Consider the following 24,324-nt stretch of genomic DNA (forward strand, 5'->3'; position numbering starts at 1 on the left):
CGGGCGGACGCCGATACTTTGAGGACACTCCCTAGGACTCGCCACCGTCACGGGCGGCCGACACCCGGACGTACCGACGTCCGACGGCACCGCCGCACCGCCCTCCCGCCCCCTCTCCCTCACGTGCCGAAGGCCGGCGACCCGCGGGAGGGATCCCGCGGGTCGCCGGCCTCGTCGATGGGCCCCGGCGGCGGCAAGGGCCGTATCTCCGCCGCCGGGGCCCGTCCCGTCACCGGGTCAGCAGGCCCCGAGGTCCTGCCAGACACCCCATTGGCCGGTGGTGCCGGGCTCCTCGCCCTTGGTCCACCACTTCGCCTTCCAGGTGCGGGACTTGTGGGACACCGTCGTGCCGGAGCCGTACTCGGTGGCCGAGCTCCACGCGGGCGCGGTGCACGCGCCGGGGGTGGGCGTGGGTGTCGGGTTCGTCGGGTCCGGCGACGGGGACGGGTCCGTGCCCGGCTCCACCACCGTCGTACCCCGTGCCAGGTCACCGGCGAGCGCGTACTTCGTGCCGGCGATGTCGACCGTCCAGTTCCACGGGGTGGACACCGGCAGGTAGTAGTTGAACGACAGCTCCACCGACGCGCCGGGGGCCAGCGTCTGCCACGCGGGCAGCTTCAGCGAGACGCGGTGGAAGTCGCCCTTCAGCCCGCCGACGTTGCTGCCGGTGTGATCGCTGCTGATCACCTTGGTGCCGAAACCGGACTGGTCCGAGGCGTTCCCGGGGGCCGCCGTCGAGTAGTCGAACTGGAACTCCGTACCGCCCGGCAGGGTGGTCCTCGTGTTGTTCGTGATCTTCACCTTGGGGGTGATCGGGTAGTTGGAGTCGCCGAGCTTGAACTCGCCGAACTCGACCCCGATGTTCACCGCCTTGGTGGGCAGCGCCTTGTTCGAGACCTTCGCGCCGTACGGCGTGGCCGCCTTGAACTTGTCGTACATCAGCGAGGTCAGCGTGGTGCCGGGCTCGTACTGCCCCTTGGCCGCGTTCCAGCCGTAGTCACCGGCCAGCTCCCAGACCATCGTGCCGCCGATGCCCTTGTCGACCACGTAGTCGGCCTTGCGGGCCACCGACTGCTCGTCCTCGGTCGACAGGAAGACCTTCTTCTCGGCGTTCCACAGCCACGGCGCGACCAGCGTGGAGTCGTACCGGCGGGCGTAGGTGCCGGTCAGCCGGGTCTCTGCGCCGAAGCCGTACTTCGGCAGGTAGTCGCCGAGGACGCCCTTCTCCAGGTTCTTGGCGTGCCACATCGGGTTGGAGCCGGCCGGCGACTCCTTGCCGTTGTCGTCCTTGTCGTGCCACAGGTTGTCGATGCCGACCGCGCCGTCACCGCACTTGGTCAGACCGGACCCGGCCGGGCAGGTGGTGGCGGCCGCCTTGCCCCACAGGCCGTCCGTGCCGCCCTGCACGTTCTTGTGCCCGCGGGTGTAGTAAGGCAGGCCGATGTTGATGCGGCCGGCCGGCATGGAGCCGCGGAAGTAGTGGTACGCCCAGTCGGTGTTGAGGTAGCCGATGCCGCCGTACTGCTGGCTGCCGTAGACGTTCGCCGCCGCCAGCTCCGCGTCCTTGCCGTCGTCGAAGAGCGAGGCGTTGGGGCCGACGTACTCGTTCCAGGCGCCGTGCAGGTCGTAGGACATGATGTTGACGTAGTCCAGGTACTTCTGGACCTGGAAGGTCTCCATGCCGCGCAGCAGGTAGCCGGAGGAGGGGGCCGCGACGGTCAGCATGTAGTGCTTGCCGTCGGCCGCGCCCGCCCGGTCCAGCTTCTCGCGCAGGGTCTTCATCAGCGCCGCGTAGCCCTTGACGAGCCCCGCGCGGCGGGCGTTGGAGACCGGGTAGTCGAGGGGGTTGCCCGCGTCCTTCATGGAGGTCGGGTACTCGTAGTCGATGTCGACCCCGTTGAACCCGTACTTCTTGATGAAGGCGACCGCCGAGTCGGAGAAGGTGTCGATCCCCGCCTGGTTGACCGAGCCGTCCGCGTTGGTGGCCATCGAGTAGAAGCCGCCGGAGTTGACGCGCTTGCCGCTGTCGTCGAAGTACCCGCCGGTCTCGGCCCAGCCGCCCACCGAGATCAGCGTCTTCACGTCCGGGTGCTGCTTCTTGAACTTGTTCAGCAGGTTGAAGTGCCCCTTGTAGCCGTACGAGGGGTCCATCTCGGCGCCCGCGACGCCCGGCCAGGTCATACCGGTCGCGGCGTTGTTCGGGCCGTCGGCGCCGACGGACAGCTTGTTGCCGGAGTCGATGTGGCCGAAGGCGTAGTTGATGTGGGTGACCTTGTCCCACGGGATGTTCGAGGCGAGGTAGGCGGGTGTGCCGTCCTTGCCGGTGCGCCAGCCGGTGAAGTAGCCGATGACGCGGCGCTGGTGGTCGGCGCCCATCTTCTCCCGGCCCTCGGTGTCGTAGACCGAGCAGTAGGGCACGTCGACGCCGGAGGTCTTGTACAGGCCGTCGGGGCGACAGCTTTCATGGTCGGTGGCGGCGTGGGAGACGCCACCGGTGAGCGAGCCGAGCAGCAGACCGGCGGCGGCGGCGCCGGACGCGAGCAGGGTGGCTCGTCTGTGCGTGGGGGACAGCACGGTCGGTTCCTCCTGGGGAGGCTGGTGGGCACACAACTGACAAGGGGATGGGTCGTGTTCAGCCCTGGCGTGCGCACGCCCGGCGGGCCGTCTCCGTGGAGGTGACGCAGACATTAAAAGGACTAGACCAGACGGTCAATAGGTCTGGACCACTTCGATGCTCCGGTGATCCTGTGAGGCAGGCCACAGCCTTCGCCCGCATGGGTGACGACCGGGCGTGGCACACTGGCCCTGTATCAGCAGCAGCGCACTCCGGGGTCGGTGCAATTCCGAACCGGCGGTTACAGTCCGCGACCCGGCCGCATCCAGTGGCCGGTTGACCAGGTGAAATTCCTGGACCGACGGTGAAAGTCCGGATGGGAGGCAGTGCGCGGCGGGTGACCCCACTCCATGGGGCGACCGGCCGTACGTCCGCTGGTCGCCGACGTCCGGCGACCCGTGCGACCCGGCCTCGCGTCCCCCCCCTGTGCGGTGGTGTCGTTCCCGCTCCCTGTCGTCATCGACAGGCCCCGGAGTCCGCGCCCGAAGAGGCAGGAGGACCCGGTGGCCACCGCAGTGGACACGACCGGCACGGCGGACGCGGCCGACGTCGCCGCCATGCGCCGCGCCGTCGCGCTCGCCGCCCGCGGACTCGGCTCCACCAGCCCCAACCCGGTCGTCGGGTGCGTCATCCGCGACGCCTCCGGGCACGAGGTCGGCGCCGGCTGGCACGAGCGCGCCGGCGGCCCGCACGCCGAGATCCACGCCCTGCGCCAGGCCGGCGTCCTCGCCCGCGGCGGTACTGCGTACGTCACCCTCGAACCCTGCAACCACACCGGTCGCACCGGCCCCTGCGCCCAGGCCCTCGTCGAGGCGGGCATCGCCCGCGTCGTGTACGCGGTCGGGGACCCGGACCAGCGCGCCACCGGGGGCGCCGAGACCCTGCGCGCCGCCGGCGTCGAGGTCGTCGCCGGACTCCTGGCGGCCGAGGCCGAGGCCGGCAACGCCGCCTGGCTCACCTCCGTCCGCCTCGGCCGCCCCTTCGTCCTGTGGAAGTACGCCGCCACCCTCGACGGCCGCGTCGCCGCCCAGGACGGCACCAGCCGGTGGATCAGCTCGCCCGAGTCCCGCGCCGACGTCCACCGGCTGCGCGCCGAGGCCGACGCCGTGGTCGTCGGCTCCGGCACCGCCCGCGCGGACGACCCCCACCTCGCCGTCCGCGGCATCGAGGGCGTCGTCCAGCCGCTGCGCGTCGTCGTCGACACCGAGGCCCGCGCCGTCCGGCCCGGCGCCCGCGTCCTGGACGGCGCCGCGCCCACCCTGATCGCCGTCGCGGAGGACGCCCCCGCGGACCGGCTGCCCGGCACCGACGTCGTACGCCTCCCAAGGGACGGCCGCGGCCTGTCCGTGCCCGCCCTGCTGGCCGCCCTCCACGAGCGCGGCGTCCGCTCCGTGCTCCTCGAAGGCGGCCCCACCCTCGCCGGGTCCTTCGTCGCCGCCGGAGCCGTCGACCGGGTGGTCGGCTACCTCGCCCCCGTCCTCCTCGGCGCCGGCCCCGCCGCCCTCGACGGCGCCGGAATCACCACCCTCACCGAGGCGTTGCGGCTCGACGTCACCGAGACCGCGCGCATCGGCACCGATCTTCGTATCACCGCCACCGCCGCACCCGCTGCCGCATCCCCCGCCGCACCCACCGCCGCACCCAAGGAGCGCTGACCGTGTTCACCGGAATCGTCGAAGAGCTGGGCGAGGTCACCGCCGTGGAGAACCTCGGTGACTCCTCCCGCTTCCGCCTGCGCGGCCCCCTCGTCACCGAGGACGCCAAGCACGGCGACTCGATCGCCGTCAACGGCGTGTGCCTCACCGTCGTGGAGACCGGCGGCGGCGAGTTCACCGCCGACGTGATGGCCGAGACCCTGAACCGCTCCAGCCTCGGCGCCCTGACCACCGGCTCCCGCGTCAACCTGGAGCGCCCCATGGCGGTCGGCGACCGGCTCGGCGGCCACATCGTCCAGGGCCACGTCGACGGCACCGGCACCATCCTCGCGCGCACCCCCTCCGAGAACTGGGAGATCGTCAAGATCTCCCTCCCGGCCGCCCTGCGCCGCTACGTCGTCGAGAAGGGCTCCATCACGGTGGACGGCGTCAGCCTCACCGTCGTCGACGCCGCCGCCGACCACTTCACCATCAGCCTCATCCCGACCACCCTCGCCCTGACCACGCTCGGCATCAAGGAGCCCGGCGACCCGGTCAACCTGGAGGTCGACGTCATCGCCAAGTACGTCGAGCGGCTGCTCGGCGACACGACGACCGGGGGGACCGCGCAGTGAACTGGCTCAACACCGAGGCCTTCACCGCCTTCGGCCAGCACATCCTCTGGTCCGACATGATCGGCAACACGATCGGCCTGATCGCCCTCGCCCTCGGCTGGCGCCGCTCCGTGCTGACCTGGCCCGCCCAGTTCCTCTCCGGCGCCATCCTCTTCGCCGCCTTCGCCGGCCACCTCACCGGCAGCGCCGGCAAACAGGTCGTCGTCATGGTGGTCGCCGCCTGGGGCTGGTGGCAGTGGACGCGCGGCCGGCAGCGCGGCCAGGACGGCGGCATCGCCGTGCGCTTCGCCACCTGGCGCGAACGCGGCCTCATGGCGGGCGGCGCCCTCCTCGGCACCCTCGCCGTCGGCGGCCTGTTCACCGCCTACCCGTCGCTGTCCTGGGACCCGTGGCCCGACGCGTACATCTTCGTCGGCACGCTCGTCGCCATGTACGCCCAGGCCCGCGGCATGGTCGAGTTCTGGTTCGCCTGGCTGCTGGTCGACCTCGTCGGCGTACCGCTGAACTTCGTCAACGGCTACGCCTTCTCCGGTTTCGTCTACGTCATCTACGGTGCGCTCGTCCTGTGGGGCCTGCGCGACTGGTGGCTGCGCTCCCGTGCGAGCGAGTCCGCCCTGGAAGGAGCACCCGCATGAGCAGCCTCCCCCTCTGGGACGCCACCGACCTCGCCCTCGACCCCGTCGAGCAGGCCGTCCGCGACATCGCCGCCGGCCGGCCCGTCGTGGTCGTCGACGACGAGGACCGCGAGAACGAGGGCGACCTCGTCATCGCCGCCGAGAAGGCCACCCCCGAGATCGTCGCCTTCATGATGAGCGAGTGCCGCGGCCTGATCTGCGCCCCCATGGAGGGCGACGAGCTGGACCGCCTCCAGCTCCCGCAGATGGTCGGCGACAACACCGAGTCCATGAAGACGGCGTTCACCGTCTCCGTCGACGCCGCGCCCGTCCACGGCGTCACCACCGGCATCTCCGCCGCCGACCGCGCCACCACCCTCCAGCTCCTCGCGAGCGGCGCCGCGGCCCCGGCCGACTTCGTCCGCCCCGGCCACGTCTTCCCGCTCCGCGCCCAGCCCGGCGGTGTCCTCGTGCGCAACGGCCACACCGAGGCCGCCGTCGACCTGGCCCGGCTCGCCGGACTCCGCCCGGCCGGCGCGATCGTCGAGATCGCCGGCGAGGACGGCGTCATGCTCCGCCTGCCCGAACTGGTCCCCTTCGCCCGCAAGCACGGCCTGACGATCATCTCGATCGAGGACCTCATCGCCTACCGCCGCAGCAACGAGCCCACCGTCCGCCGGGAGGCCGAGGTCCGGCTCCCCACCGCGCACGGCGAGTACACGGCGTACGGCTACCGCTCCACCGTCGACGGCGTCGAGCACATCGCGCTCGTCCACGGAGACATCGGCGACGGCGAGGACGTCCTCGTCCGGGTCCACTCCGAGTGCCTGACCGGCGACATCTTCCACTCGCTGCGCTGCGACTGCGGCCCCCAGCTCCAGGCATCCATGGAGCGCATCACCGAGGCCGGCCGCGGCGTCGTGGTCTACCTGCGCGGCCACGAGGGACGCGGCATCGGCCTGCTGTCCAAGCTGCGCGCCTACGAACTCCAGGAACGCGGCCACGACACCCTCGACGCCAACCTGGAACTCGGCCTGCCCGCCGACGCCCGCGACTACGCCGCGGGCGCCCAGATGCTCGCCGACCTCGGCGTGCGCAGCCTGCGGCTGATGACCAACAACCCGGACAAGGTCGACGCCCTGGTCCGGTACGGACTGACGGTCGAGGGCCGCGAGCCCATGCCCGTCCAGGCCGGCGAGCACAATCTCCGGTACCTGCGCACCAAGCGCGACCGGATGGGCCACGACCTGCCGTGGCTCGACGCCGCCGCCGGCGCGTCGCCCTGCAACAACCAGTAAGACCGAGCGAAGACCGAGCGAACGACAGCACCGAGGAGAGTACGTACGTGAGCGGCAAGGGCGCACCCGAACTGAGCGTGAAGAACTGCGGAGACCTCCGGGTCGCCGTGATCGCGGCGCAGTGGCACGAGAAGATCATGGACGGTCTGGTGAACGGCGCCCTGCGCGCCCTGCACGAGCTGGGCATCGACGAGCCGACCCTGCTGCGGGTCCCCGGCAGCTTCGAGCTCCCGGTCGTCGCCAAGGTCCTCGCCGGCCGCGGCTACGACGCGATCGTCGCGCTCGGCGTCGTCATCCGGGGCGGCACCCCCCACTTCGAGTACGTGTGCCAGGGAGTCACCCAGGGCCTCGTCCAGGTCTCCGTCGACACCGGCGTCCCCGTCGGCTTCGGCGTCCTCACCTGCGACACCGAGGAGCAGGCCCTGGACCGCGCCGGCCTGGAGGGATCGAACGAGGACAAGGGGCACGAGGCGGTCACCGCCGCCGTCTCCACCGCGACCACACTGCGCACGGTCAGCGAACCCTGGCGCTGAGTGGGCACGCCCCACCCCGTACTCTTAGGACCATCATGGCGAACAAAACCTTCGAAGAGCTCTTCGCCGAGCTGGAGCTCAAGGCAAAGACCGGCGACCCCGCCACCTCCCGCACCGCCGAGCTGGTGGACAAGGGCGTCCATGCCATCGGCAAGAAGGTCGTCGAAGAGGCCGCCGAGGTCTGGATGGCCGCCGAGTACGAGGGCAAGGAAGCCGCCGCCGAGGAGATCTCGCAGCTGCTGTACCACGTCCAGGTGATGATGGTCGCCCGCGGGATCTCGCTCGACGACGTCTACGCCCACCTCTGAGCACCACCGCTCCCACAGAACCTCCTTTTCACAGATAGGAAGCCCACCCCATGCTGCGCATCGCCGTCCCCAACAAGGGTTCACTGTCCGGACCTGCGTCGGCGATGCTCCATGAGGCCGGCTACCAGCAGCGCAAGGAGTCCAAGGAGCTGGTGCTGGTCGACCCGGAGAACGAGGTCGAGTTCTTCTACCTCCGCCCCCGCGACATCGCCATCTACGTCAGCTCCGGCAAGCTCGACATCGGCATCACCGGCCGCGACCTGCTGCTGGACTCCGGCGCCAACGCCGAGGAGATCCTCCAGCTCGGCTTCGCCCGCTCCACGTTCCGGTACGCCACCAAGCCCGGCACCGCGAGCGGCCCCGCCGACTTCGGCGGCATGACGATCGCCACCTCCTACGAGGGCATCGTCGCCAAGCACCTCGCCGACCAGGGCATCGACGCCTCCGTCGTCCACCTCGACGGCGCGGTCGAGACGGCCATCGAACTCGGCGTCGCCCAGATCATCGCCGACGTCGTGGAGACCGGGACCTCGCTGCGCAACGCCGGCCTGGAGGTGGTGGGCGAGCCGATCCTCAAGTCCGAGGCGGTCGTCATCCGCCGCACCGGCGCCCCCGGCGACGACCCCAAGGTGCAGCAGTTCCTCCGCCGCCTCCAGGGCGTCCTGGTGGCCCGCTCGTACGTGATGATGGACTACGACTGCCGCGCCGAGCACCTGGAGCAGGCCGTCGCCCTCACGCCCGGTCTGGAGTCCCCGACGGTCTCCCCGCTGCACAACGAGGGCTGGGTCGCCGTCCGGGCCATGGTCCCCGCCAGGGAGGCGCAGCGGATCATGGACGACCTGTACGCGCTGGGCGCCCGCGCGATCCTCACCACCGAGATCCACGCCTGCCGCCTCTGAGGCCCCGCGCCTCCACGCCCCGCACTCCCGCCCCCACTCCCGGCCCGAGGCCCGAGCCAGAACCGGTACGCCACATGTCCGACCTCCACGCCCCCTCCCTCCCGGTCACCTTCCGGCCGACCCGGACCCGGGCCGTCCTGCTGACCGTGGGCACGGTGATGTTCGTGACCATCACGGCCGTCGCCCTGATGCTGGAGAAGCTCGGCCCGGGGGAGCGCGCCAGCTTCGTCTTCACCGCGGCGCTCTTCTTCGGCGTCCTGGCGCTCCTCAGCCGCCCCAAGGTCGTCGCCGACGACGAGGGCGTCACCGTGGTCAACCTCACCCGGACACGCCGACTGGCCTGGGCGGAGATCCTCCAGGTCAACCTGCGCGAGGGCGACCCGTGGGTCTTCCTCGACCTCAGCGACGGCACGAGCATGCCCGCCCTGGGCATCCAGCCCGGCATCGGCAAGCAGCAGGCCATCCGGGACGCACGGGCCCTGCGCGTGCTCGCCGAGGCCCGCGGCACCGGCCCCGACGCCGGCTAGCCGGCGGCCCTCCGGGCCCGGCGTGTCGCCCGGATGGGCGCCGACCCTCTGCCCCACCGGGGGCGGGCGTGATTACTCTTGTGGCGGTGGCGCCGAGCGCGCCACCGCCTCGCACACACGGCAGCACCACGCACCAACGGGCCGGCGAGGCCCCTGCAACCCGAGGAGTGATTCCCTCCAGCAATGGACGGATCGTCCGGTAGTACCTGCGCCGCCCCCTCCGAGGAGGCGGCGGCATGACCATCCCCCTCCTGCTGCTCGCCGCGGCTTTCCTGCTGATCCTCGCCAACGGCTTCTTCGTGGCCGCCGAGTTCGGCCTCGTCACCGTGGAGCGGGCGGACGCCGAGCGCGCCGCCGCCCAGGGCGACCGGCGGGCCCGCACCGTCGTCAAGGCCCTGCGGCAGCTGTCGTTCCAGCTGTCGGGCACCCAGCTGGGCATCACCATCACCTCGCTCGTCGTCGGCATGCTCGCCGAACCGGCGCTCGCGCGGCTCCTCGACGGCCCGCTCGGCGCGACCGGACTGCCCGAAGGGGCCGTCCCCGGTGTCGCGGTGGCCATCGGCATGCTGGGCGCGTCCGCCGTCCAGATGGTGATCGGCGAGCTGGTCCCGAAGAACTGGGCCGTCTCCCGGCCCCTCCAGGTCGCGCGGTTCGTCGCCGGGCCGCAGACCCTGTTCTCGTCCGCCCTCCGGCCGGTCATCACCACGCTCAACGCCGCCGCCAACCGGCTCGTGCGGCTCCTGGGCGCCGAGCCCACCGAGGAGCTGGCCTCCGCCCGGACACCCGGCGAGCTGGTCTCGCTCGCCCGCCACTCGGCGCGGGCCGGTGCCCTCGAACAGGACACGGCGGACCTCTTCGTACGGACCCTGTCGCTGGGCGGCCTCACCGCGCAGCACGTGATGACGCCCCGCGTGAAGGTCAACGCCCTGCGCACCGACGCCACCGCGGCGGACGTCGTCAACCTGACCCGCGCCACCGGCCTCTCCCGCTTCCCGGTCTACCGGGAGCGCATCGACGAGATCGTCGGCATGGTCCACCTGAAGGACGCGCTCGCCGTACCCGCGCGGGAGCGGCTGCGGACCCCCGTGGGCAGGGTCGCCGTCCCGCCGCTGCTCGTCCCCGAGACGCTGCCCGCCCAGGCCCTCCTGGAGCGGCTGCGCAGCGAGCAGCCGATAGCCGTCGTCGTGGACGAGTACGGCGGCACCGCCGGCGTCGTCACCCTGGAGGACATCGTCGAGGAACTCGTCGGCGAGGTCCGCGACGAGCACGACGCCGAGGGCGACGACCTGCCCGAACTGGCCGCCGTCCCCGCCGAGGACGGCAACCCCGCGTGGGAGGCCGACGGCAGCTGCCGCGTCCACACCCTGAAGCGGATAGGCCTCGACGTCCCCGACGGGCCGTACGAGACCGTCGCCGGGCTCGTCGCCGACCTGCTCGGCCGCATCCCGGCCCCCGGCGACCGGGCCGAACTGCCCGGCTGGCACCTCTCCGTGCGCCAGGTGGACCGGTACCGCGCCGAACGCGTCCGGCTGGTCCGCACCGCCGACGCCGGCGTCCTGGCGGAGGCCGTGCGATGAGCGTGCTCCAACTCCTCTTCGCGGGCCTGCTCGTGCTCGCGAACGGGTTCTTCGTCGGCGCCGAGTTCGCCCTCGTCTCCGTACGCCGCAGCCAGATCGAACCGCTCGGCCCCGGCTCCAAGCGGGCCCGCCAGGTGCTGTACGGCCTGGAGAACCTGCCGCAGATGATGGCCGCCGCGCAGTTCGGCATCACCGTCTGCTCGCTGACCCTCGGCGCGGTCGCCGAACCGACCGTGGCGCACCTGCTGGAGCCCGTCTTCCACGCCGTCCGCCTGCCCGAGCCGCTGGTCCATCCGCTGGGCTACGTGATCGCGCTGGCCGTGGTGGTCTTCCTGCACCTGGTCGTCGGCGAGATGCTCCCGAAGAACCTCGCCATGGCGGCGCCCGAGAGGACGGCGCTGTGGCTCAGCCCCGGCCTGGTCGGCTTCGCCCGGCTGTGCCGCCCCGTCACCGCGGCGCTCGGCGCCTGCTCCCGGCTGGTGCTGAAGGCGTTCCGGGTCGAGATGAAGGACGAGGTGGAGGCGGTCTTCACCAGCGCCCAGCTCGGCCGGCTCGTCGAGGACGCCGGCCAGGCCGGGCTGCTCGACCCCGCGGAGCAGGAACGGCTGGAGGACGCCCTGGAACTGGGCAGCCGCCCGGTGTCCGACGTCCTCATCCCGCGCGCGTCCCTGGTGACCGTCACGCCGTCCGTCACCCCCGCCGAGGTCGAGGAGCTCACCGTCCGCACCGGGTACTCCCGGTTCCCGGTGTGCGCCGAGGGCGGGGGAGTCTTCATGGGCTTCGTGCACGTGAAGGACGTGCTGGACCTGGAGGACGCCGACCGGGCCGTCCCGCAGCACGTGTGGCGCCCGATGGCCACCCTGCGGGCGGAGCTGCCGCTCGACGACGCGCTGACGGTGATGCGCCGCGCCGCGACGCACCTGGCGCAGGTCGCCGACGCGTCGGGCCGCATCCTGGGCCTGGTCGCGCTGGAGGACGTGCTGGAGATGCTGGTCGGCGAGGTCCGCGACCCGGCACACCGCTCGGCGACCCCCCTGGTGCCGGTCGTCACCCGGGAGACCCCGCCCGCCCCGGCGGCCGCGCCCGCCGGCCAGGACCCGGAGGCGGTCGAAGGGCCGGACGACGGGCCGGGACGCGGGCCCGCCGGTCCTCCCGCGGGAGCACCGGCACCCGGCACGGCCTCCGGCGCCGGAGCCGCCCAGGGCGTCCTGACGGCCTGACGACGGCCCGGCGGCGGCCCCGCCGGACGCCCTCCCCCGGCCGCCCCCGCGGCCGGGCGGGGCCGGCCGGTCGCCGTCGGCCGGCCCCGGCCGCGTCGGCCCGTCAGTAGCCCATGGCCCCCGGGGAGCCGGGTCCGCCCGGGTCCTGGGGGCCGCGGCTCGCGGGGCCGCGGCCCGAGAGGACCTCCCCGTACGCCTGCATCAGGTCCGGCAGGCGGAGGGTGGCGAGGTCGTCACGGGAGGGGGTGGTGGTGTAGCCGGAGAGCCGCAGGTCCCGGTACGCGCACGACTTCTCGTACAGCGTGCGCAGGAACCGGCCGTTGCCCAGCTCGTCGATCCAGCCCTGCTCGACGACGTGGCCGCTGATGGAGCGCAGCTCGTCGAGGGCGTCGTCGTCCCAGACGTCGCCGTTCGCCGCCGCCAGCACCCCGCCGATGGCCGTGAGCTCCGAGGGCCGGTACGACGGGAAGTCCACCCGGGTGGTGAAGCGGGAGCCCAGACCGGGGTTGGTGGCCAGCAGCCGGTCCATGCCCTCCGGGTAGCCGGCGAGGATGACCACCAGGTGGTCGCGGTTGTCCTCGGCGCGCTTGAGCAGCACCTGCAGCGCCTCGTCGCCGTACGCGTCGCCCTTGCTGTACCCGGAGTTGGACAGGGAGTACGCCTCGTCGACGAACAGCACCCCGCCGAGGGCCGAGTCGATCAGCTCGTTGGCCTTCACGGCGGTCTGCCCCAGGAACTCGCCCACCAGGTCGGACCGCTGGGCCTCCACGAGGTGGTCGCCGCCGAGCAGGCCGAGGGCGTAGAAGACCCGGCCGAGGATCCTGGCGACGGTGGTCTTCCCGGTCCCGGACGGCCCGGAGAAGACAAAGTGACGTTTCGGCGGCTGTACGGGAAGACCCTGCTCGGCCCGCAGCCGCGCCATCTCCAGCTGCGCCGAGAGCGCTTTGACCTGCCGCTTGACCGGCTCCAGGCCCACCATCCGCTCCAGCTCCGCCAGCGCCTCCGCCAGCAGCGCCGGGTCGGTGGGGCTCGCCGGGAACGCCGGCGGACGCGACCGGCCGGGCCCGGGCGCCTGCTCCCGGACGCCGTGGGCGGCCGCCGGCGGCTGGGCGGCAGGCGGCCGGCCCGGCACCGGGCCGGAGGGCTGGGCGGCCGGGGGCTGCGGCTGCTGCGGGTCGCCGCCGCGCCGCAGCGCCTCGCCGGGCGGGACGTCCGAGGCGTCGGGCGCGTCCGCGGCGTCCTGGCCCAGCCCGGTGAGCGACACGGCCGCCAGGTCGGCCACCGGGTCGTCGGGGCCGTCGAACCCGTCGTACTCGGTGATCGCGGCGAGCCGGGCGGCGGTGTCCATGAAGGCGGGGTCGATCCGGTGCACCGCCCGGTACAGCGGGAGCGCGGCGGCGCTGCGGCCGGTGCCCTCGTGGGCGCGGGCCAGCCAGTAGCGCAGCTCCTTGCGCTGCGGCTGCTCGCTGCGGCAGCGCATCAGGGCGGCGGACAGCAGCGGCTCCGCCTGCCCGTACATCTCCAGACGGACCCGCGCCATGCCCCCGAACAGCCCGGCCTCGATGCCGAGCAGCGGATCGTTCACGAGCGGTTCGGTGTGGCGGACGAGCTGGTCCCAGTCCTTGACCAGGTAGGCCCGGCAGGCGTGCAGGAAGCGCACCTGCGGGTCGGCGTCCACGGGCGGCAGACCCGCCAGCGCCCGGTCGAGCTCCGGGACGTGGCGGCCGTCCAGCCAGTGCGAGGCGTGCGCCAGCAGCAGGTCGCGCGGTGACTCCAGCACGGGCTGGACCCACCAGCCCAGCCAGTACCAGGAGTTGAGCGTGCGCCGGTAGCGGGTGCGCTGCTCGCCGAAGCGGTCCCGGTGGCGGTACATCCGCAGCAGCGCGGTCGTCGTGTCGACGCGCAGGGCGTGCAGCCCCAGCCAGCCGTCGGCCATGCCGGGATCCAGCCGCACCGCCGCCCGGAACTCCTCCTCCGCCTGCGGGTACGCCCCCATGGTGTAGGCGTCCACCCCACGCAGCCAGGCGAGGTCGGCCGGGGCGTGCGTCCGCTGCGTGCCGATGTCCATCGGGTCCCCCACAAAACCGTGTCCCCGTACCTCTCCACCGGGCGGCCGCCCGGCGGAGGCGTTCCCAATCGCCCTCTCAAGAACGGGAATTGACCGCACCGAGAGGCATCGTACCTGTACGGAGGGTGTGTGCTTAAGGGCGCGAAGAGGCGGCGCGAGCCTTCCGCGACGGTCACCGACGGTGAGCGCCGGGTGCTCCAGCGGCGCGGGAAGGGGGGAGACGAGGGCAGAACGAAGCCCCCGATCACGGGGGAACAACCGGGGGCTTCGCGTCTGCGACGGCTCCGGAAAGCCGCACATGGGAAACGTAAGACCTGTACGCCTCGTCGGTCAAGCGAAGTTGGGGCACTCTCCCGGCTGATTTCCGACTGCTCAGTACGGCCCTCGGGAGGGGGGCGAAAGCCGGTCACGCACCGTGACGATCTGGTCCGCGCCTGCTGTCACAGCAGGTCCGGGCAGCCACTCGTACCCCTCTGTGCACTCCCGTACCAGGACATCGGCGAAGGGGCGCGAGGGGTCCGCGGCGAAGTGCCGCGTCTCCGCCGCCGTCCACCCGGCCCAGAAGGCGTCCTGCGCCGGTCCGTCCCGGTCACGGCCCCTTTTCCATGACTCCTCGGCGCCCCGCTCCATCCAGACCAGCCGGGCGAGGTGGGGCCGGAGGGCGCGGCGGCCGGCGCCCACACCCTCCACGAGGACGACCGGAGCGGGGGGCAGCGGCACCGGGGCGCCGAAGTGGCGGAGATTCCAGTCGTACGGGTGAACGTGCGCGACCTCGCCCCGGGCCAGCGGTTCCAGCACCTGGGCCCGGAGGCGGTCGGTCCACGCGAACAGCTCGTCGTGCGTGGCGATGTCGTCGAGGTGGAGCACGGGCGCGCCGCCGAGCGCGGCCGCCAGCCGGCCCGCGAACGTGGACTTGCCCGAGCCGGCGTGGCCGTCGACCGCGACCAGCCGGACGGGGCCGCACGAGGGCGGCAGCGCGCGCAGCGCGGCGGCGGGCCGGTCGAGGTCGTCCATGCCGCCCACCCTACAAAGCCACAGGTGGAGACCAATATTGGTGGGGCGACGCGCGCCGGATGGCTGGCCCGCGAGCCGCCCGGACCGGGATAGTGGGCCCACCTGTCGTACCCACGTCGTGCACGCCTCCCGTGCATCCCGACCGACCGGGGGTCTCGCCATGACCAGTTCCCCGCCGCCCGGAGCGTCGTCCGCCGCCCGCAGAACCGTCCTGGCGGCCGCGCTCGCCGCCATGGGCACCGCCGCGGCCTCCTCGGCACCCGCCACCGCCCTGACCACCTCCGCCGGCGCCTCCGCCGGCACCCGCACCGCGACACCGCGCGCCGGCCACGACCCGCGGGCGTCGGCCGGCCTCGTCGACAACCGGTTCTGGACGTCGTACACCGACTGGCGCTCCGGCACCCGCGCCGGCACCCGCCCCGTCCTCTCCCACCGCCCCGGACTGGTGATCGGAACCCCCGCCGGGCGCGCCGACTACACCGACCCGCACACCGGCACGACGTCCACCTGGGAGTACGCCGCCTGGACCTCGCCCGAGCACCGCTCCACCGTGCCCGCCACCGAGGTGATCCCCTCCTGGAACGCCGACACCCCGGCCGGCACCTGGATCACGGTCGAACTGAAGGGGCGCTACTCGGACGGCGCGGAGACGCCCTGGTACGTCATGGGCCGCTGGGCGGCCGGCGACGGGGACATCCGGCGCACCTCGGTCGACGACCAGAAGGACGGCAGGAGCACCGTCTGGACCGACACCCTCGCACTCGACGACACGGCGAGCGGGCTGCGCCTGGTGTCCTACCGGCTGCGCCTCACGCTCCACCGCAGGCCCGGCACCCGGCTCACCCCGACCGTGTGGCGGGCCGGCGCCATGGCCTCGGACGTCCCCGACCGCTTCACCGTGCCCGCCTCGGTGCCCGGCCTCGCCCGCGAGCTGGTGGTCCCGCGCTACTCGCAGAACATCCACATCGGCCAGTACCCGGAGTACGACAACGGCGGCGAGGCCTGGTGCAGCCCCACCTCCTCCCAGATGATCATCGAGTACTGGGGCCGCGGGCCGACCGCGCAGGACCTTGCCTGGGTGAACCCCGACTACGCCGACCCCCAGGTCTGCCACGCCGCCCGTTTCACCTTCGATCACCAGTACGACGGCTGCGGGAACTGGCCCTTCAACGCCGCCTACGCCGCCACGTACGACGACATGAGCGCGGTCGTCACCCGGCTGCGCTCGCTGACCGAGCTGGAGACGCTGGTCCGCGCGGGGATCCCGGCCATCACGTCGCAGTCCTTCCGGGCGGAGGAGCTGACGGGGGCGGGCTACGGCACGGCGGGCCACCTGATGACCGTCATCGGGTTCACGGCCGAGGGCGACGTGATCGCCAACGACCCGGCGTCCCCGAGCAACGAGGCCGTGCGCCGGGTCTACCGCCGCCGTGAGTGGGAGAACATCTGGCTGCGGACGAAGCGCTACAACGCCACCGGCAAGGTGGTCTCGGGCACGGGCGGCGTCTGCTACCTGTACTGGCCCGCCCACCCCACGACCGCGCAGCGCCGGGCCCTGGCGGCGGTCGGGGTCCGCTGAGCGGCGGGCCGCGGGCGCGGACGGCCACCGGGGCCGTGATGAACGTCTCTACCCCGAAGGCCGTCCGCGCTGGCACTGTGGGGACGTCCCCCACAGGCCGAAAGAGCGAGAGACCATGACCACCAACGCCGCCGTCGCCGCCGTCCGCGCCCGCACCGGAGGCCCGGACGACGACGGCCCCCAGCTGCTGGAGCACGTCCTGGGCTGGGTGCTCGTCGTCGTCTTCGCCATGCTGGTCACCAAGGTCGGCCTGCTGTGACGCGGCCGCCCCGCGGACGGACGGCTACCTGATCGCCCGGATCAGCTCGCCGTTCGCGGTGTCGCCGCTGAGTTCCCAGAAGAACGTCCCGCCGAGGCCCTGCCGGTTCTTGTAGGCCATCTTCCCGGCGATGGTGGCGGGGGTGTCGTAGCTCCACCACTCGTCGCCGCAGTGCGCGTACGCGGTGCCCCCGACCCTGCCGCCGGCCGGGCACCTGTCCTTGAGCACCTTGTAGTCCTCGAAGCCCTGCTCGTACGTTCCCGGGGCGGGGCCGGTGGCGGTGCCGCCGGGCGCTTTCTGTGTGACGCCGGCCCAGCCCCGCCCGTAGAAGCCGATGCCGAGCAGCAGCTTGCGCGCGGGGATGCCGAGGCGCTTGAGCTTCGTGATCGTGGCGTCGGTGTGGTGGCCGGCCTGCGGGATGCCGGGGTAGCCGGTGAGCGCCGAGTGGGGCGCGGTGGGGCCCTGGGCGGCCCAGGCGCCGAAGTAGTCGTACGTCATCGGGTTGTACCAGTCGACGTACCGCGCCGCGCCCGCGTAGTCGGTGGCGTCGATCTTCCCGCCGGGCGTGGCGTCGGCGGTGATCGCGGCCGTGACCAGGTTGCGGGGGCCGAACGCGGCGCGGACGTGCGACATCAGGCCGGTGAAGGCGTCCCGGCCGCTGGTGTCGCAGGTCAGGCCGCAGGCGTTCGGGTACTCCCAGTCGATGTCGATGCCGTCGAAGACGTCCGCCCACCGGGGGTCCTCGACCAGCCGGTAGCAGGACGCGGCGAAGGCGGCCGGGTCCTTCGCCGCCTCGGTGAAGCCGCCGGACCAGCTCCAGCCGCCGAAGGACCACAGGATCCTGATGTCCGGGTGGAGCTTCTTCAGCTTGCGCAGCTGGTTGAAGTTGCCGCGCAGCGGCTGCTCGGCGGAGTCGGCCCGGCCGTCGACGGACTGGTCGGCCGGGTAGGTCCTGTCGTGGTCCGCGAACGCGTCACCGATGGTGCACTTGCCGTCCTGGACGTTGCCGAAGGCGTAGTTGATGTGCGTGAGCCGGGCGGCCGAGCCGGAGGTGCGGATGTTCTTGACGTGGTAGTCGCGCCCGTAGACGCCCCAGTTGGTGAAGTAGCCGACGACCTTGGGCGCGGCGTGCGGGTGGGCGGCGGGGGCCGGCCGCTCGACGGCGGCGGGGTCCGCGGCGGCCCCGGGGGCGCCCGCGGTGGCGAGCAGGCCGGCCCCGAGGACGGCGCTGCACGCGGCGGCGATCAGGGTCCGCACGCGGGTGCGGCGGGAGGTCTGTCCGAGCATGCGGGTCTCCTCGTACGGGGAGGGGGAGCGGGTCGGCACCTCGATGACATGAACGCGGCATGACACCGCTCGCACCGTAGAAGGACTAGACCATTGCGGTCAATGGTGCGGACCAACGCGGGCCCCCGGCCGGTACGACGGAACGATCACCGGCCACCCAGTGACGGAAGCCCCTCGATCGGGCATACTCAACCCGCCACAGCCGCTGGTCAGCCGGTTCCGTGATCCGGGAAGGCAGCATCGGCGAAGCAGTGAGACCCGGCGGCGCCGCCCAACCCTTCGCGCGCGCCCGCCGCAGCGCCCGACAGGGAGGAGAGCGCCCCCATGCCCGACCGCGCCCCGCAGCCGGTGGAACGACAGCTGCCCACCGAGGAAGCCAGGGATCTGATCGCCCTGGTGCGTGACATCGTCCAGCGGGAGATCGCTCCGCGCGCGGCGGAGGAGGAGGACGCCGGACACTTCCCGCGGGAGGTCTTCACCCTCCTCTCCGACTCCGGCCTGCTCGGCCTGCCGTACGACTCCGACTTCGGCGGCGGCGACCAGCCCTACGAGGTCTACCTCCAGGTGCTCGAGGAGCTGGCCGCCGCCCGCCTCACCGTGGGCCTGGGCGTCAGCGTCCACTCCCTCGCCTGCCACGCCCTGGCCGGCTACGGCACCAAGGAGCAGCAGACCGAGCACCTGCCGGCCATGCTGGGCGGCGGACTCCTCGGGGCGTACTGCCTGTCGGAGCCCTCGTCCGGCTCCGACGCGGCCTCGCTGCGCACGAAGGCCGTCCGGGACGGCGACGACTGGATCATCACCGGCACCAAGGCCTGGATCACCCACGGCGGCGTCGCCGACTTCTGCACGGTGCTGGCCCGCACGGGCGTCGAGGGGCCGCGCGGCATCACGGCCTTCCTGGTCCCCGGCGACGCCGAGGGGCTGTCGGCCGCCACGCCCGAGAAGAAGATGGGCATGAAGGGCTCGCCCACCGCGCAGCTCCACTTCGACGGCGTCCGCGTCCCCGACACCCGCCGCATCGGCGACGAGGGCCAGGGCTTCGCCATCGCCCTCTCCGCCCTCGACTCCGGCCGCCTCGGCATCGCCGCCTGTGCCATCGGCGTCGCCCAGGCCGCCCTCGACGAGGCGGTCACCTACGCCACCGGACGGCAGCAGTTCGGCCGTCCCGTCGCGGACTTCCAGGGACTGCGGTTCATGCTGGCCGACATGGCCACCCAGATCGAGGCGGGCCGCTCGCTGTACCTGGCCGCCGCGCGGCTGCGCGACGCCGGTCTGCCCTTCTCGCGGGAGGCGGCCATGGCCAAGCTCTTCTGCACGGACGCGGCGATGAAGGTCACCACCGACGCGGTCCAGGTGCTCGGCGGCTACGGCTACACCGCGGACTTCCCGGTCGAGCGCTACATGCGCGAGGCGAAGGTGCTGCAGATCGTCGAGGGCACCAACCAGATCCAGCGGATGGTCATCGCCCGGCACGTCGTGGGCCCCGAGAGCCGCTGACCGCCGAGGGGCGCCCCGCCGCGGTTCCGCCGTGGGCGCCCGGTCCGTCCGGTCGCGCGGGCCCGTGGCACGGCCGCGCGGTCGGGTCCGGCCGCTTGGCCGGCCCTCTCGCCACGCCAGGACCGTGCCGTGCGGGGTACTCGGGTACGGCGGGCCGTGCCCGGCCGGGTCCGCCGGGGTGGCTCCGCGCCGGGCCGCGGCCACCGGTGCGGTCCGGCGCCCGCACGGCCGGGCCCCGAACGGGCCGTCCCGCACCCCGCCGCGTCGAGGGGCGGGGTGCGGGACGGTGACGTGCGTACCGGCCGCCGGTGGCGGCGGGCTCAGGCCGCGCGGCCCATCCGCGGCATCCGCCGCTGCGCCGGGCTCGGCATCTTGATGGGACGGGAACCGGGGCCGCCCACGTGGGAGAACGGCTGGGTGCGCCAGTCGAGTCCCTGCGGAAGCGTCAGCAGCAGGGCGGTGTCCTGCTCCTGGAGCTCCAGCGACTCGTCGGCGGGGCGCGCGTCCGTCGCCGCCCGGCCCGTGCCGCTGCACACCGTCAGCACGAACGGGTTCCACGGCGTGGGGCACAGGGCGTGCTCCGGCAGCACGTCCTCGTCCGCCAGCAGCGCGATGGGCTGGGAACAGTCCGGGCAGATGACCCGGACCATCTCGAAAGTGTCGTACGCGTCGAGTTCGTCGTCCTCGTGGGATACGACCGAATCAACAGGCTCCTGCATGGAGAATCTCCCCCTCGGGTGGGCCGACCGGGCTCTTGCGGTCTCGACCACAGCAAGCAATTCCCATCCACCCGCGCGAATAACCATCCGGTCACGAAAGGACACGGCCCCGCCCCTGTGGTCTTCGTCACATGCCGCCCGCAGGTGGCCTTCCACGGTCGCCCCGGCTGTGCCGCGGGGCACCCGGGGCAATAGGTTGACCGCATGGAGGAGCTGGATCGTCAGATCGTCGAGTTGCTCGTCAAGGACGGGCGCATGAGCTACACCGACCTGGGCAAGGCCACCGGCCTGTCCACCTCGGCTGTGCATCAGCGCGTCCGACGCCTCGAGCAGCGCGGAGTCATCCGCGGCTACGCCGCCGTCGTCGACCCCGAGGCGGTGGGCCTGCCGCTGACCGCGTTCATCTCGGTGAAACCCTTCGACCCCAGCGCCCCCGACGACATCGCGGACCGGCTCGCCGACATCTCCGAGATCGAGGCCTGCCACAGCGTCGCCGGCGACGAGAACTACATCCTCAAGGTCCGGGTGGCGACCCCCCTGGAACTGGAGCACCTGCTCACCCGGATCCGTTCCCAGTCCGGCGTGTCCACCCGCACGACCGTCGTCCTGTCGACCCCGTACGAGGCCCGGCCGCCACGCGTGTGACCACGTCCTTAGGCTGGTCACCATGACCGAGAGCGAACACCGCACCGTGCTCCTGCGCGGTGGAGACGTCCACAGCCCCGCCGACCCCTTCGCCACCGCGATGGTCGTCGAACGCGGCCATGTCGCCTGGGTGGGTTCCGAGGGCGCGGCCGACGCCTTCGCCTCCGGCGTGGACGAGGTGGTCGACCTCGAAGGCGCCCTCGTGACCCCCGCCTTCACCGACGCGCACGTCCACACCACGGCCACCGGCCTCGCCCTCACCGGCCTCGACCTCTCGGGCGCCCGCACCCTCGCGGAGGCCCTGGAGCGGGTACGGGCGCACAGCGCCGCCCGCCCCGCGGACAAGGTCCTCCTCGGCCACGGCTGGGACGCCGCCCGCTGGCCCGAACGCCGCCCCCCGTCCCGTACCGAACTCGACGAGGCCACCGGCGGGCGCCCGCTCTACCTGCCCCGCGTCGACGTCCACTCCGCCGTCGTGACCACCGCGCTGCTGGACCTCGTCCCCGGCGTGACCGGGCTGTCCGGACACCACCCGGACCAGCCGCTCACCGGGGCCGCGCACCACGCCGTCCGCGCCGCCGCCCACGCCGCCGTCACGCCCGGCCAGCGCGCCGAGGCGCAGCGGGCCGCCCTGCGCCGCGCGGCCTCCCTCGGCATCGGCACCGTCCACGAGTGCGCGGGCCCCGAGATCTCCGACGAGGACGACTTCACCGCCCTGCTGGCGCTGGCCGCCGAGGAGCCGGGACCCCGGGTCGTCGGCTACTGGGCCGAGGCCGTGTCCGGCGAGGAGGACGCCCGGCGGATCCGCGAGCTCGGCGCGATCGGCGCGGCCGGCGACCTGTTCGTCGACGGCTCCCTGGGGTCCCACACCGCCTGCCTCCACGAGCCCTACGCCGACGCCGCCCACACCGGCACCGCCCACCTCGACGCGGCCGCCGTCGCCGCCCACGTCGCCGCCTGCACCGAGGCCGGGCTCCAGGCCGGCTTCCACGCCATCGGGGACGCCGCCGTCGGCGCGGTCGTCGACGGCGTACGGGCCGCCGCCGAGAAGGTCGGCCCGGCACGCGTGCGTGCAGCCCGCCACCGCGTCGAGCACGCCGAGATGCTCACCCCCGAGACCATCGCCGCCTTCGCCGAACTGGGCCTCACCGCCTCCGTGCAGCCCGCCTTCGACGCGGCGTGGGGCGGCGAGGACGGCATGTACGCCGAGCGCCTGGGCGCCGAGCGGGCGCGCACCCTCAACCCCTACGCGGCGATGCTGCGCGCCGGCGTGCCCCTGGCCTTCGGTTCCGACAGCCCCGTCACGCCGCTCGACCCCTGGGGCACCGTCCGGGCCGCAGCGTTCCACCGCACGCCGGAGCACCGCATCTCCGTGCGGGCGGGCTTCACCGCGCACACGCGGGGCGGCTGGCGCGCCACCGGCCGGGACGACGCCGGCGTCCTCGTACCCGGCGCCCCCGCCGACTACGCGGTCTGGCGCGCCGACGAACTCGTCGTCCAGGCGCCCGACGACCGCGTCGCCCGCTGGTCCACCGATCCGCGCTCCGGCACGCCCGGCCTGCCCGATCTCACGCCCGGCGCGGACCTGCCCGTATGTCTGCGGACCGTCGTCTCCGGACGCACGGTCTTCGTACGACCGAACGAGTGACGTAAGGAATTCCCGGGTTTCCGGCGCCTCTTCCGGGGGTCGCCCGCGACCTGCGGATCTTCCCCTCTGACCTGCTGTTTCCGTCGATCGCCGCAGGTCGGGCGACTGTTGACAGCGAGCGGTCGGCGGCCGGTAGGTTCGGCGGGTCCACCACAGGACGTCCGACCGGCCGACCTTCACGCAGTCGTCGAACGCCGCTGGGTCATGGGGCGGTGTGCCGCACCGGCGCACCACCACTGGGAGCCAGGTTCAGCGCCCGCGTCCTCGGGGGCGAGGGAAGGTTTTTGCCCGGCCGGAGGTCCCTCCCGCTCCCCAGGAGCCCGGGAGAGGTGCGACCCGGGTGGGGCCCGGACGTTCAGTAGACAACGGCTCTCGGTCGATCCGCAGCCAGCGGGCCTGAGGTCGGCCCGAAGGACGTCGGGCCCCGACTCGTGCCCGTGCCGCCGTGTGCCGGAGGGCCCGCGCCGCCCGCCGCGCGGGCCCGATCCGCCGCTTTCGCACCGCCGCCGCGACGGGTCCCGCCGGGGGCTCGCTATGGTGGTGATCCGTGTACGGACGTGAGGGGCAGCAGTGAACGACGGTGGCCAGAGGCGGTACGGCCCGCTCGGCAGAGCCTTGGTGATCATCCCGACCTACAACGAGGCCGAGAACATCAAGCCGATCGTGTCCCGGGTGCGCGCCGCCGTGCCCGACGTCGACGTCCTGGTCGCCGACGACAACAGCCCGGACGGCACCGGCAAGCTGGCCGACGAGCTGGCCGCCGGGGACGAGCACGTCCACGTCCTGCACCGCAAGGGCAAGGAGGGGCTCGGAGCCGCCTACCTGGCCGGTTTCCGCTGGGGCATCGAGCGCGACTACGGCGTCCTCGTGGAGATGGACGCCGACGGCTCCCACCAGCCCGAGGAGCTGCCCCGGCTGCTGACCGCCCTCAAGGGCGCCGACCTCGTCCTGGGATCCCGCTGGGTGCCGGGCGGCCGTGTGGTGAACTGGCCGAAGTCGCGTGAGTTCCTCTCCCGCGGCGGCAGCACCTACTCGCGCCTCCTGCTCGACGTCCCCATCCGGGACGTCACCGGCGGTTTCCGGGCCTTCCGCAAGGAGACCCTGGAGGGCCTCGGCCTCGACGAGGTCGCGTCCCAGGGGTACTGCTTCCAGGTCGACCTCGCCCGCCGGGCGGTCGCCGCCGGCTATCACGTGGTCGAGGTGCCGATCACCTTCGTCGAGCGGGAGCTCGGCGACTCCAAGATGAGCCGGGACATCGTGGTCGAGGCGCTGTGGCGGGTCACCGCCTGGGGCCTCGGCTCCCGCGCCGACCGCCTCCTCGGCCGCAAGCCCTCCACCGCGGCGCCGTCCGGAACCCGGGCCCCCGGGACCGGTCCGTCGGGCGCGCCCGGCGAGTCCGGCGCGGAGGTCTCCGGCGCGGCCGCCGGCGCGAGCGGCGACACCCGCAGCACGTCGTCGTCCGGCGAGCCCGGCCGGGTCGGCAGGTCCGGAAGCGAGAAGTCCGGCGCCGGGACGCCCGCGGACGAGACGCCCGCGGACGAGACGCCCGCAGACGGGAAGTCCGCAGACGGGAAGTCCGGCGACGAGAAGCCGGGCCCGGCGGCCGATCCCGGCCCCGTCCCGTCCTGAGCCCGCCGGGCCCTTGGCGGGCCCGGTCCTGAGCCCTCCGGGCGCGGCGGGGCGGCGGCTGTACGGCCATGGGACATGGGCGCACTCCGGCGTCCACGAGCCGGCCCGCCGGGTCGCCGG

The 24,324-nt window shown here is 73.3% G+C and carries 20 protein-coding genes, 1 pseudogene and 1 riboswitch; of the genes and pseudogenes, 16 read left to right on the forward strand and 5 right to left on the reverse strand.

The window, feature by feature from the left end; genetic code table 11:
• Nucleotides 1-237 precede the first annotated feature (237 nt).
• Nucleotides 238-2,574 carry a chitinase C-terminal domain-containing protein gene (locus A4V12_RS00135; protein WP_064067069.1) on the reverse strand — a complete coding sequence of 779 codons (2,337 nt, stop codon included), beginning with the start codon at nt 2,572-2,574 and terminating at the stop codon, nt 238-240.
• Nucleotides 2,575-2,817: 243 nt separating this feature from the next.
• Nucleotides 2,818-2,948, forward strand: a riboswitch (FMN riboswitch).
• Between the two features lie 223 nt (nt 2,949-3,171).
• Here A4V12_RS00135 and ribD point away from each other — a divergent pair.
• The 10 genes from ribD to A4V12_RS00185 all read left to right on the forward strand — a co-directional run bounded on the left by ribD (nt 3,172) and on the right by A4V12_RS00185 (nt 11,859).
• Nucleotides 3,172-4,269 (forward strand): bifunctional diaminohydroxyphosphoribosylaminopyrimidine deaminase/5-amino-6-(5-phosphoribosylamino)uracil reductase RibD, encoded by a 1,098-nt coding sequence (gene ribD, locus A4V12_RS00140; protein ID WP_064067122.1) that lies wholly within the window; start codon nt 3,172-3,174, stop codon nt 4,267-4,269.
• Between the two features lie 2 nt (nt 4,270-4,271).
• Complete coding sequence (locus A4V12_RS00145) at nt 4,272-4,883, forward strand: riboflavin synthase (protein WP_064067070.1); 612 nt, start codon at nt 4,272-4,274, stop codon at nt 4,881-4,883.
• Entirely contained in the window at nt 4,880-5,518 is a 639-nt protein-coding gene (locus A4V12_RS00150; protein ID WP_064067071.1) for a nicotinamide mononucleotide transporter family protein, read from the forward strand. Before A4V12_RS00145 ends, A4V12_RS00150 begins: the two co-directional genes overlap by 4 nt.
• Complete coding sequence (locus A4V12_RS00155) at nt 5,515-6,795, forward strand: bifunctional 3,4-dihydroxy-2-butanone-4-phosphate synthase/GTP cyclohydrolase II (protein ID WP_064067072.1); 1,281 nt, start codon at nt 5,515-5,517, stop codon at nt 6,793-6,795. Before A4V12_RS00150 ends, A4V12_RS00155 begins: the two co-directional genes overlap by 4 nt.
• A gap of 47 nt (nt 6,796-6,842) precedes the next feature.
• Nucleotides 6,843-7,328: a 6,7-dimethyl-8-ribityllumazine synthase gene (ribH, locus tag A4V12_RS00160; RefSeq protein WP_064067073.1), complete on the forward strand. Its 486-nt coding sequence runs from the start codon at nt 6,843-6,845 to the stop codon at nt 7,326-7,328.
• A gap of 35 nt (nt 7,329-7,363) precedes the next feature.
• Nucleotides 7,364-7,636 carry a phosphoribosyl-ATP diphosphatase gene (locus A4V12_RS00165; protein WP_031078175.1) on the forward strand — a complete coding sequence of 91 codons (273 nt, stop codon included), beginning with the start codon at nt 7,364-7,366 and terminating at the stop codon, nt 7,634-7,636.
• A 50-nt stretch (nt 7,637-7,686) separates the two neighbouring features.
• Entirely contained in the window at nt 7,687-8,535 is an 849-nt protein-coding gene (gene hisG / locus A4V12_RS00170) for an ATP phosphoribosyltransferase (RefSeq protein WP_064067074.1), read from the forward strand.
• Between the two features lie 74 nt (nt 8,536-8,609).
• Entirely contained in the window at nt 8,610-9,062 is a 453-nt protein-coding gene (locus tag A4V12_RS00175; RefSeq protein WP_064067075.1) for a PH domain-containing protein, read from the forward strand.
• 236 nt (nt 9,063-9,298) lie between these two features.
• Nucleotides 9,299-10,639: a hemolysin family protein gene (locus A4V12_RS00180; RefSeq protein WP_064067076.1), complete on the forward strand. Its 1,341-nt coding sequence runs from the start codon at nt 9,299-9,301 to the stop codon at nt 10,637-10,639.
• On the forward strand, nt 10,636-11,859 hold the full coding sequence (locus A4V12_RS00185; RefSeq protein WP_079136700.1) for a hemolysin family protein: 1,224 nt from the start codon (nt 10,636-10,638) through the stop codon (nt 11,857-11,859). Before A4V12_RS00180 ends, A4V12_RS00185 begins: the two co-directional genes overlap by 4 nt.
• A gap of 103 nt (nt 11,860-11,962) precedes the next feature.
• On the opposite strand, the gene A4V12_RS00190 is transcribed toward A4V12_RS00185, so the two are convergent.
• Both A4V12_RS00190 and A4V12_RS00195 read right to left on the reverse strand, forming a co-directional pair.
• Nucleotides 11,963-13,927, reverse strand: coding sequence for an AAA family ATPase (locus A4V12_RS00190; protein ID WP_064067077.1), 1,965 nt, complete (start codon nt 13,925-13,927; stop codon nt 11,963-11,965).
• A gap of 372 nt (nt 13,928-14,299) precedes the next feature.
• Complete coding sequence (locus tag A4V12_RS00195) at nt 14,300-14,941, reverse strand: uridine kinase family protein (protein ID WP_064067078.1); 642 nt, start codon at nt 14,939-14,941, stop codon at nt 14,300-14,302.
• 160 nt (nt 14,942-15,101) lie between these two features.
• On the opposite strand from A4V12_RS00195, the gene A4V12_RS00200 reads away from it, so the two are divergent.
• Together A4V12_RS00200 and A4V12_RS35965 are read left to right on the forward strand one after the other, a co-directional pair.
• Nucleotides 15,102-16,520: a peptidase C39 family protein gene (locus A4V12_RS00200; protein ID WP_064067079.1), complete on the forward strand. Its 1,419-nt coding sequence runs from the start codon at nt 15,102-15,104 to the stop codon at nt 16,518-16,520.
• Between the two features lie 115 nt (nt 16,521-16,635).
• Nucleotides 16,636-16,779 (forward strand): SCO1431 family membrane protein, encoded by a 144-nt coding sequence (locus tag A4V12_RS35965; RefSeq protein ID WP_107415273.1) that lies wholly within the window; start codon nt 16,636-16,638, stop codon nt 16,777-16,779.
• A 24-nt stretch (nt 16,780-16,803) separates the two neighbouring features.
• Here A4V12_RS35965 and A4V12_RS00205 read toward each other — a convergent pair whose 3' ends face one another.
• Nucleotides 16,804-18,066, reverse strand: coding sequence for a glycoside hydrolase family 18 protein (locus tag A4V12_RS00205; protein WP_064067080.1), 1,263 nt, complete (start codon nt 18,064-18,066; stop codon nt 16,804-16,806).
• Nucleotides 18,067-18,390: 324 nt separating this feature from the next.
• Here A4V12_RS00205 and A4V12_RS00210 point away from each other — a divergent pair, with 324 nt between their 5' ends.
• Nucleotides 18,391-19,563 (forward strand): acyl-CoA dehydrogenase family protein, encoded by a 1,173-nt coding sequence (locus A4V12_RS00210; RefSeq protein ID WP_064067081.1) that lies wholly within the window; start codon nt 18,391-18,393, stop codon nt 19,561-19,563.
• 320 nt (nt 19,564-19,883) lie between these two features.
• Here the strand turns inward: A4V12_RS00210 and A4V12_RS00215 are convergent, their stop codons facing one another.
• Nucleotides 19,884-20,282, reverse strand: coding sequence for a hypothetical protein (locus tag A4V12_RS00215; RefSeq protein WP_064067082.1), 399 nt, complete (start codon nt 20,280-20,282; stop codon nt 19,884-19,886).
• A 204-nt stretch (nt 20,283-20,486) separates the two neighbouring features.
• Here A4V12_RS00215 and A4V12_RS00220 point away from each other — a divergent pair, with 204 nt between their 5' ends.
• The 3 genes and pseudogenes from A4V12_RS00220 to A4V12_RS00230 all read left to right on the forward strand — a co-directional run.
• On the forward strand, nt 20,487-20,927 hold the full coding sequence (locus A4V12_RS00220; protein ID WP_064067083.1) for an Lrp/AsnC family transcriptional regulator: 441 nt from the start codon (nt 20,487-20,489) through the stop codon (nt 20,925-20,927).
• Nucleotides 20,928-20,949: 22 nt separating this feature from the next.
• On the forward strand, nt 20,950-22,575 hold the full coding sequence (locus A4V12_RS00225) for an amidohydrolase (protein WP_064067084.1): 1,626 nt from the start codon (nt 20,950-20,952) through the stop codon (nt 22,573-22,575).
• A 570-nt stretch (nt 22,576-23,145) separates the two neighbouring features.
• Nucleotides 23,146-23,907, forward strand: a pseudogene (locus tag A4V12_RS00230) (polyprenol monophosphomannose synthase); the annotation flags it as partial.
• Nucleotides 23,908-24,324: the final 417 nt, after the last annotated feature.

Source organism: Streptomyces noursei (genome assembly GCF_001646665.1).
Classification (GTDB): Bacteria; Actinomycetota; Actinomycetes; order Streptomycetales; family Streptomycetaceae; genus Streptomyces; species Streptomyces lavendulocolor.

What these genes read in the sequence shown, in the direction of transcription:
- ribD (WP_064067122.1), top strand. Translation starts at nt 3,172, where the DNA reads ATGCGCCGCGCCGTCGCGCTCGCCGCCCGCGGACTCGGCTCCACCAGC.
- A4V12_RS00155 (WP_064067072.1), top strand. Translation starts at nt 5,515, where the DNA reads ATGAGCAGCCTCCCCCTCTGGGACGCCACCGACCTCGCCCTCGACCCC.
- A4V12_RS00165 (WP_031078175.1), top strand. Translation starts at nt 7,364, where the DNA reads ATGGCGAACAAAACCTTCGAAGAGCTCTTCGCCGAGCTGGAGCTCAAG.
- hisG (WP_064067074.1), top strand. Translation starts at nt 7,687, where the DNA reads ATGCTGCGCATCGCCGTCCCCAACAAGGGTTCACTGTCCGGACCTGCG.
- A4V12_RS00175 (WP_064067075.1), top strand. Translation starts at nt 8,610, where the DNA reads ATGTCCGACCTCCACGCCCCCTCCCTCCCGGTCACCTTCCGGCCGACC.
- A4V12_RS00180 (WP_064067076.1), top strand. Translation starts at nt 9,299, where the DNA reads ATGACCATCCCCCTCCTGCTGCTCGCCGCGGCTTTCCTGCTGATCCTC.
- A4V12_RS00185 (WP_079136700.1), top strand. Translation starts at nt 10,636, where the DNA reads ATGAGCGTGCTCCAACTCCTCTTCGCGGGCCTGCTCGTGCTCGCGAAC.
- A4V12_RS00190 (WP_064067077.1), bottom strand. Translation starts at nt 13,927, where the DNA reads ATGGACATCGGCACGCAGCGGACGCACGCCCCGGCCGACCTCGCCTGG.
- A4V12_RS00195 (WP_064067078.1), bottom strand. Translation starts at nt 14,941, where the DNA reads ATGGACGACCTCGACCGGCCCGCCGCCGCGCTGCGCGCGCTGCCGCCC.
- A4V12_RS00200 (WP_064067079.1), top strand. Translation starts at nt 15,102, where the DNA reads ATGACCAGTTCCCCGCCGCCCGGAGCGTCGTCCGCCGCCCGCAGAACC.
- A4V12_RS35965 (WP_107415273.1), top strand. Translation starts at nt 16,636, where the DNA reads ATGACCACCAACGCCGCCGTCGCCGCCGTCCGCGCCCGCACCGGAGGC.
- A4V12_RS00205 (WP_064067080.1), bottom strand. Translation starts at nt 18,066, where the DNA reads ATGCTCGGACAGACCTCCCGCCGCACCCGCGTGCGGACCCTGATCGCC.
- A4V12_RS00210 (WP_064067081.1), top strand. Translation starts at nt 18,391, where the DNA reads ATGCCCGACCGCGCCCCGCAGCCGGTGGAACGACAGCTGCCCACCGAG.
- A4V12_RS00215 (WP_064067082.1), bottom strand. Translation starts at nt 20,282, where the DNA reads ATGCAGGAGCCTGTTGATTCGGTCGTATCCCACGAGGACGACGAACTC.
- A4V12_RS00220 (WP_064067083.1), top strand. Translation starts at nt 20,487, where the DNA reads ATGGAGGAGCTGGATCGTCAGATCGTCGAGTTGCTCGTCAAGGACGGG.
- A4V12_RS00225 (WP_064067084.1), top strand. Translation starts at nt 20,950, where the DNA reads ATGACCGAGAGCGAACACCGCACCGTGCTCCTGCGCGGTGGAGACGTC.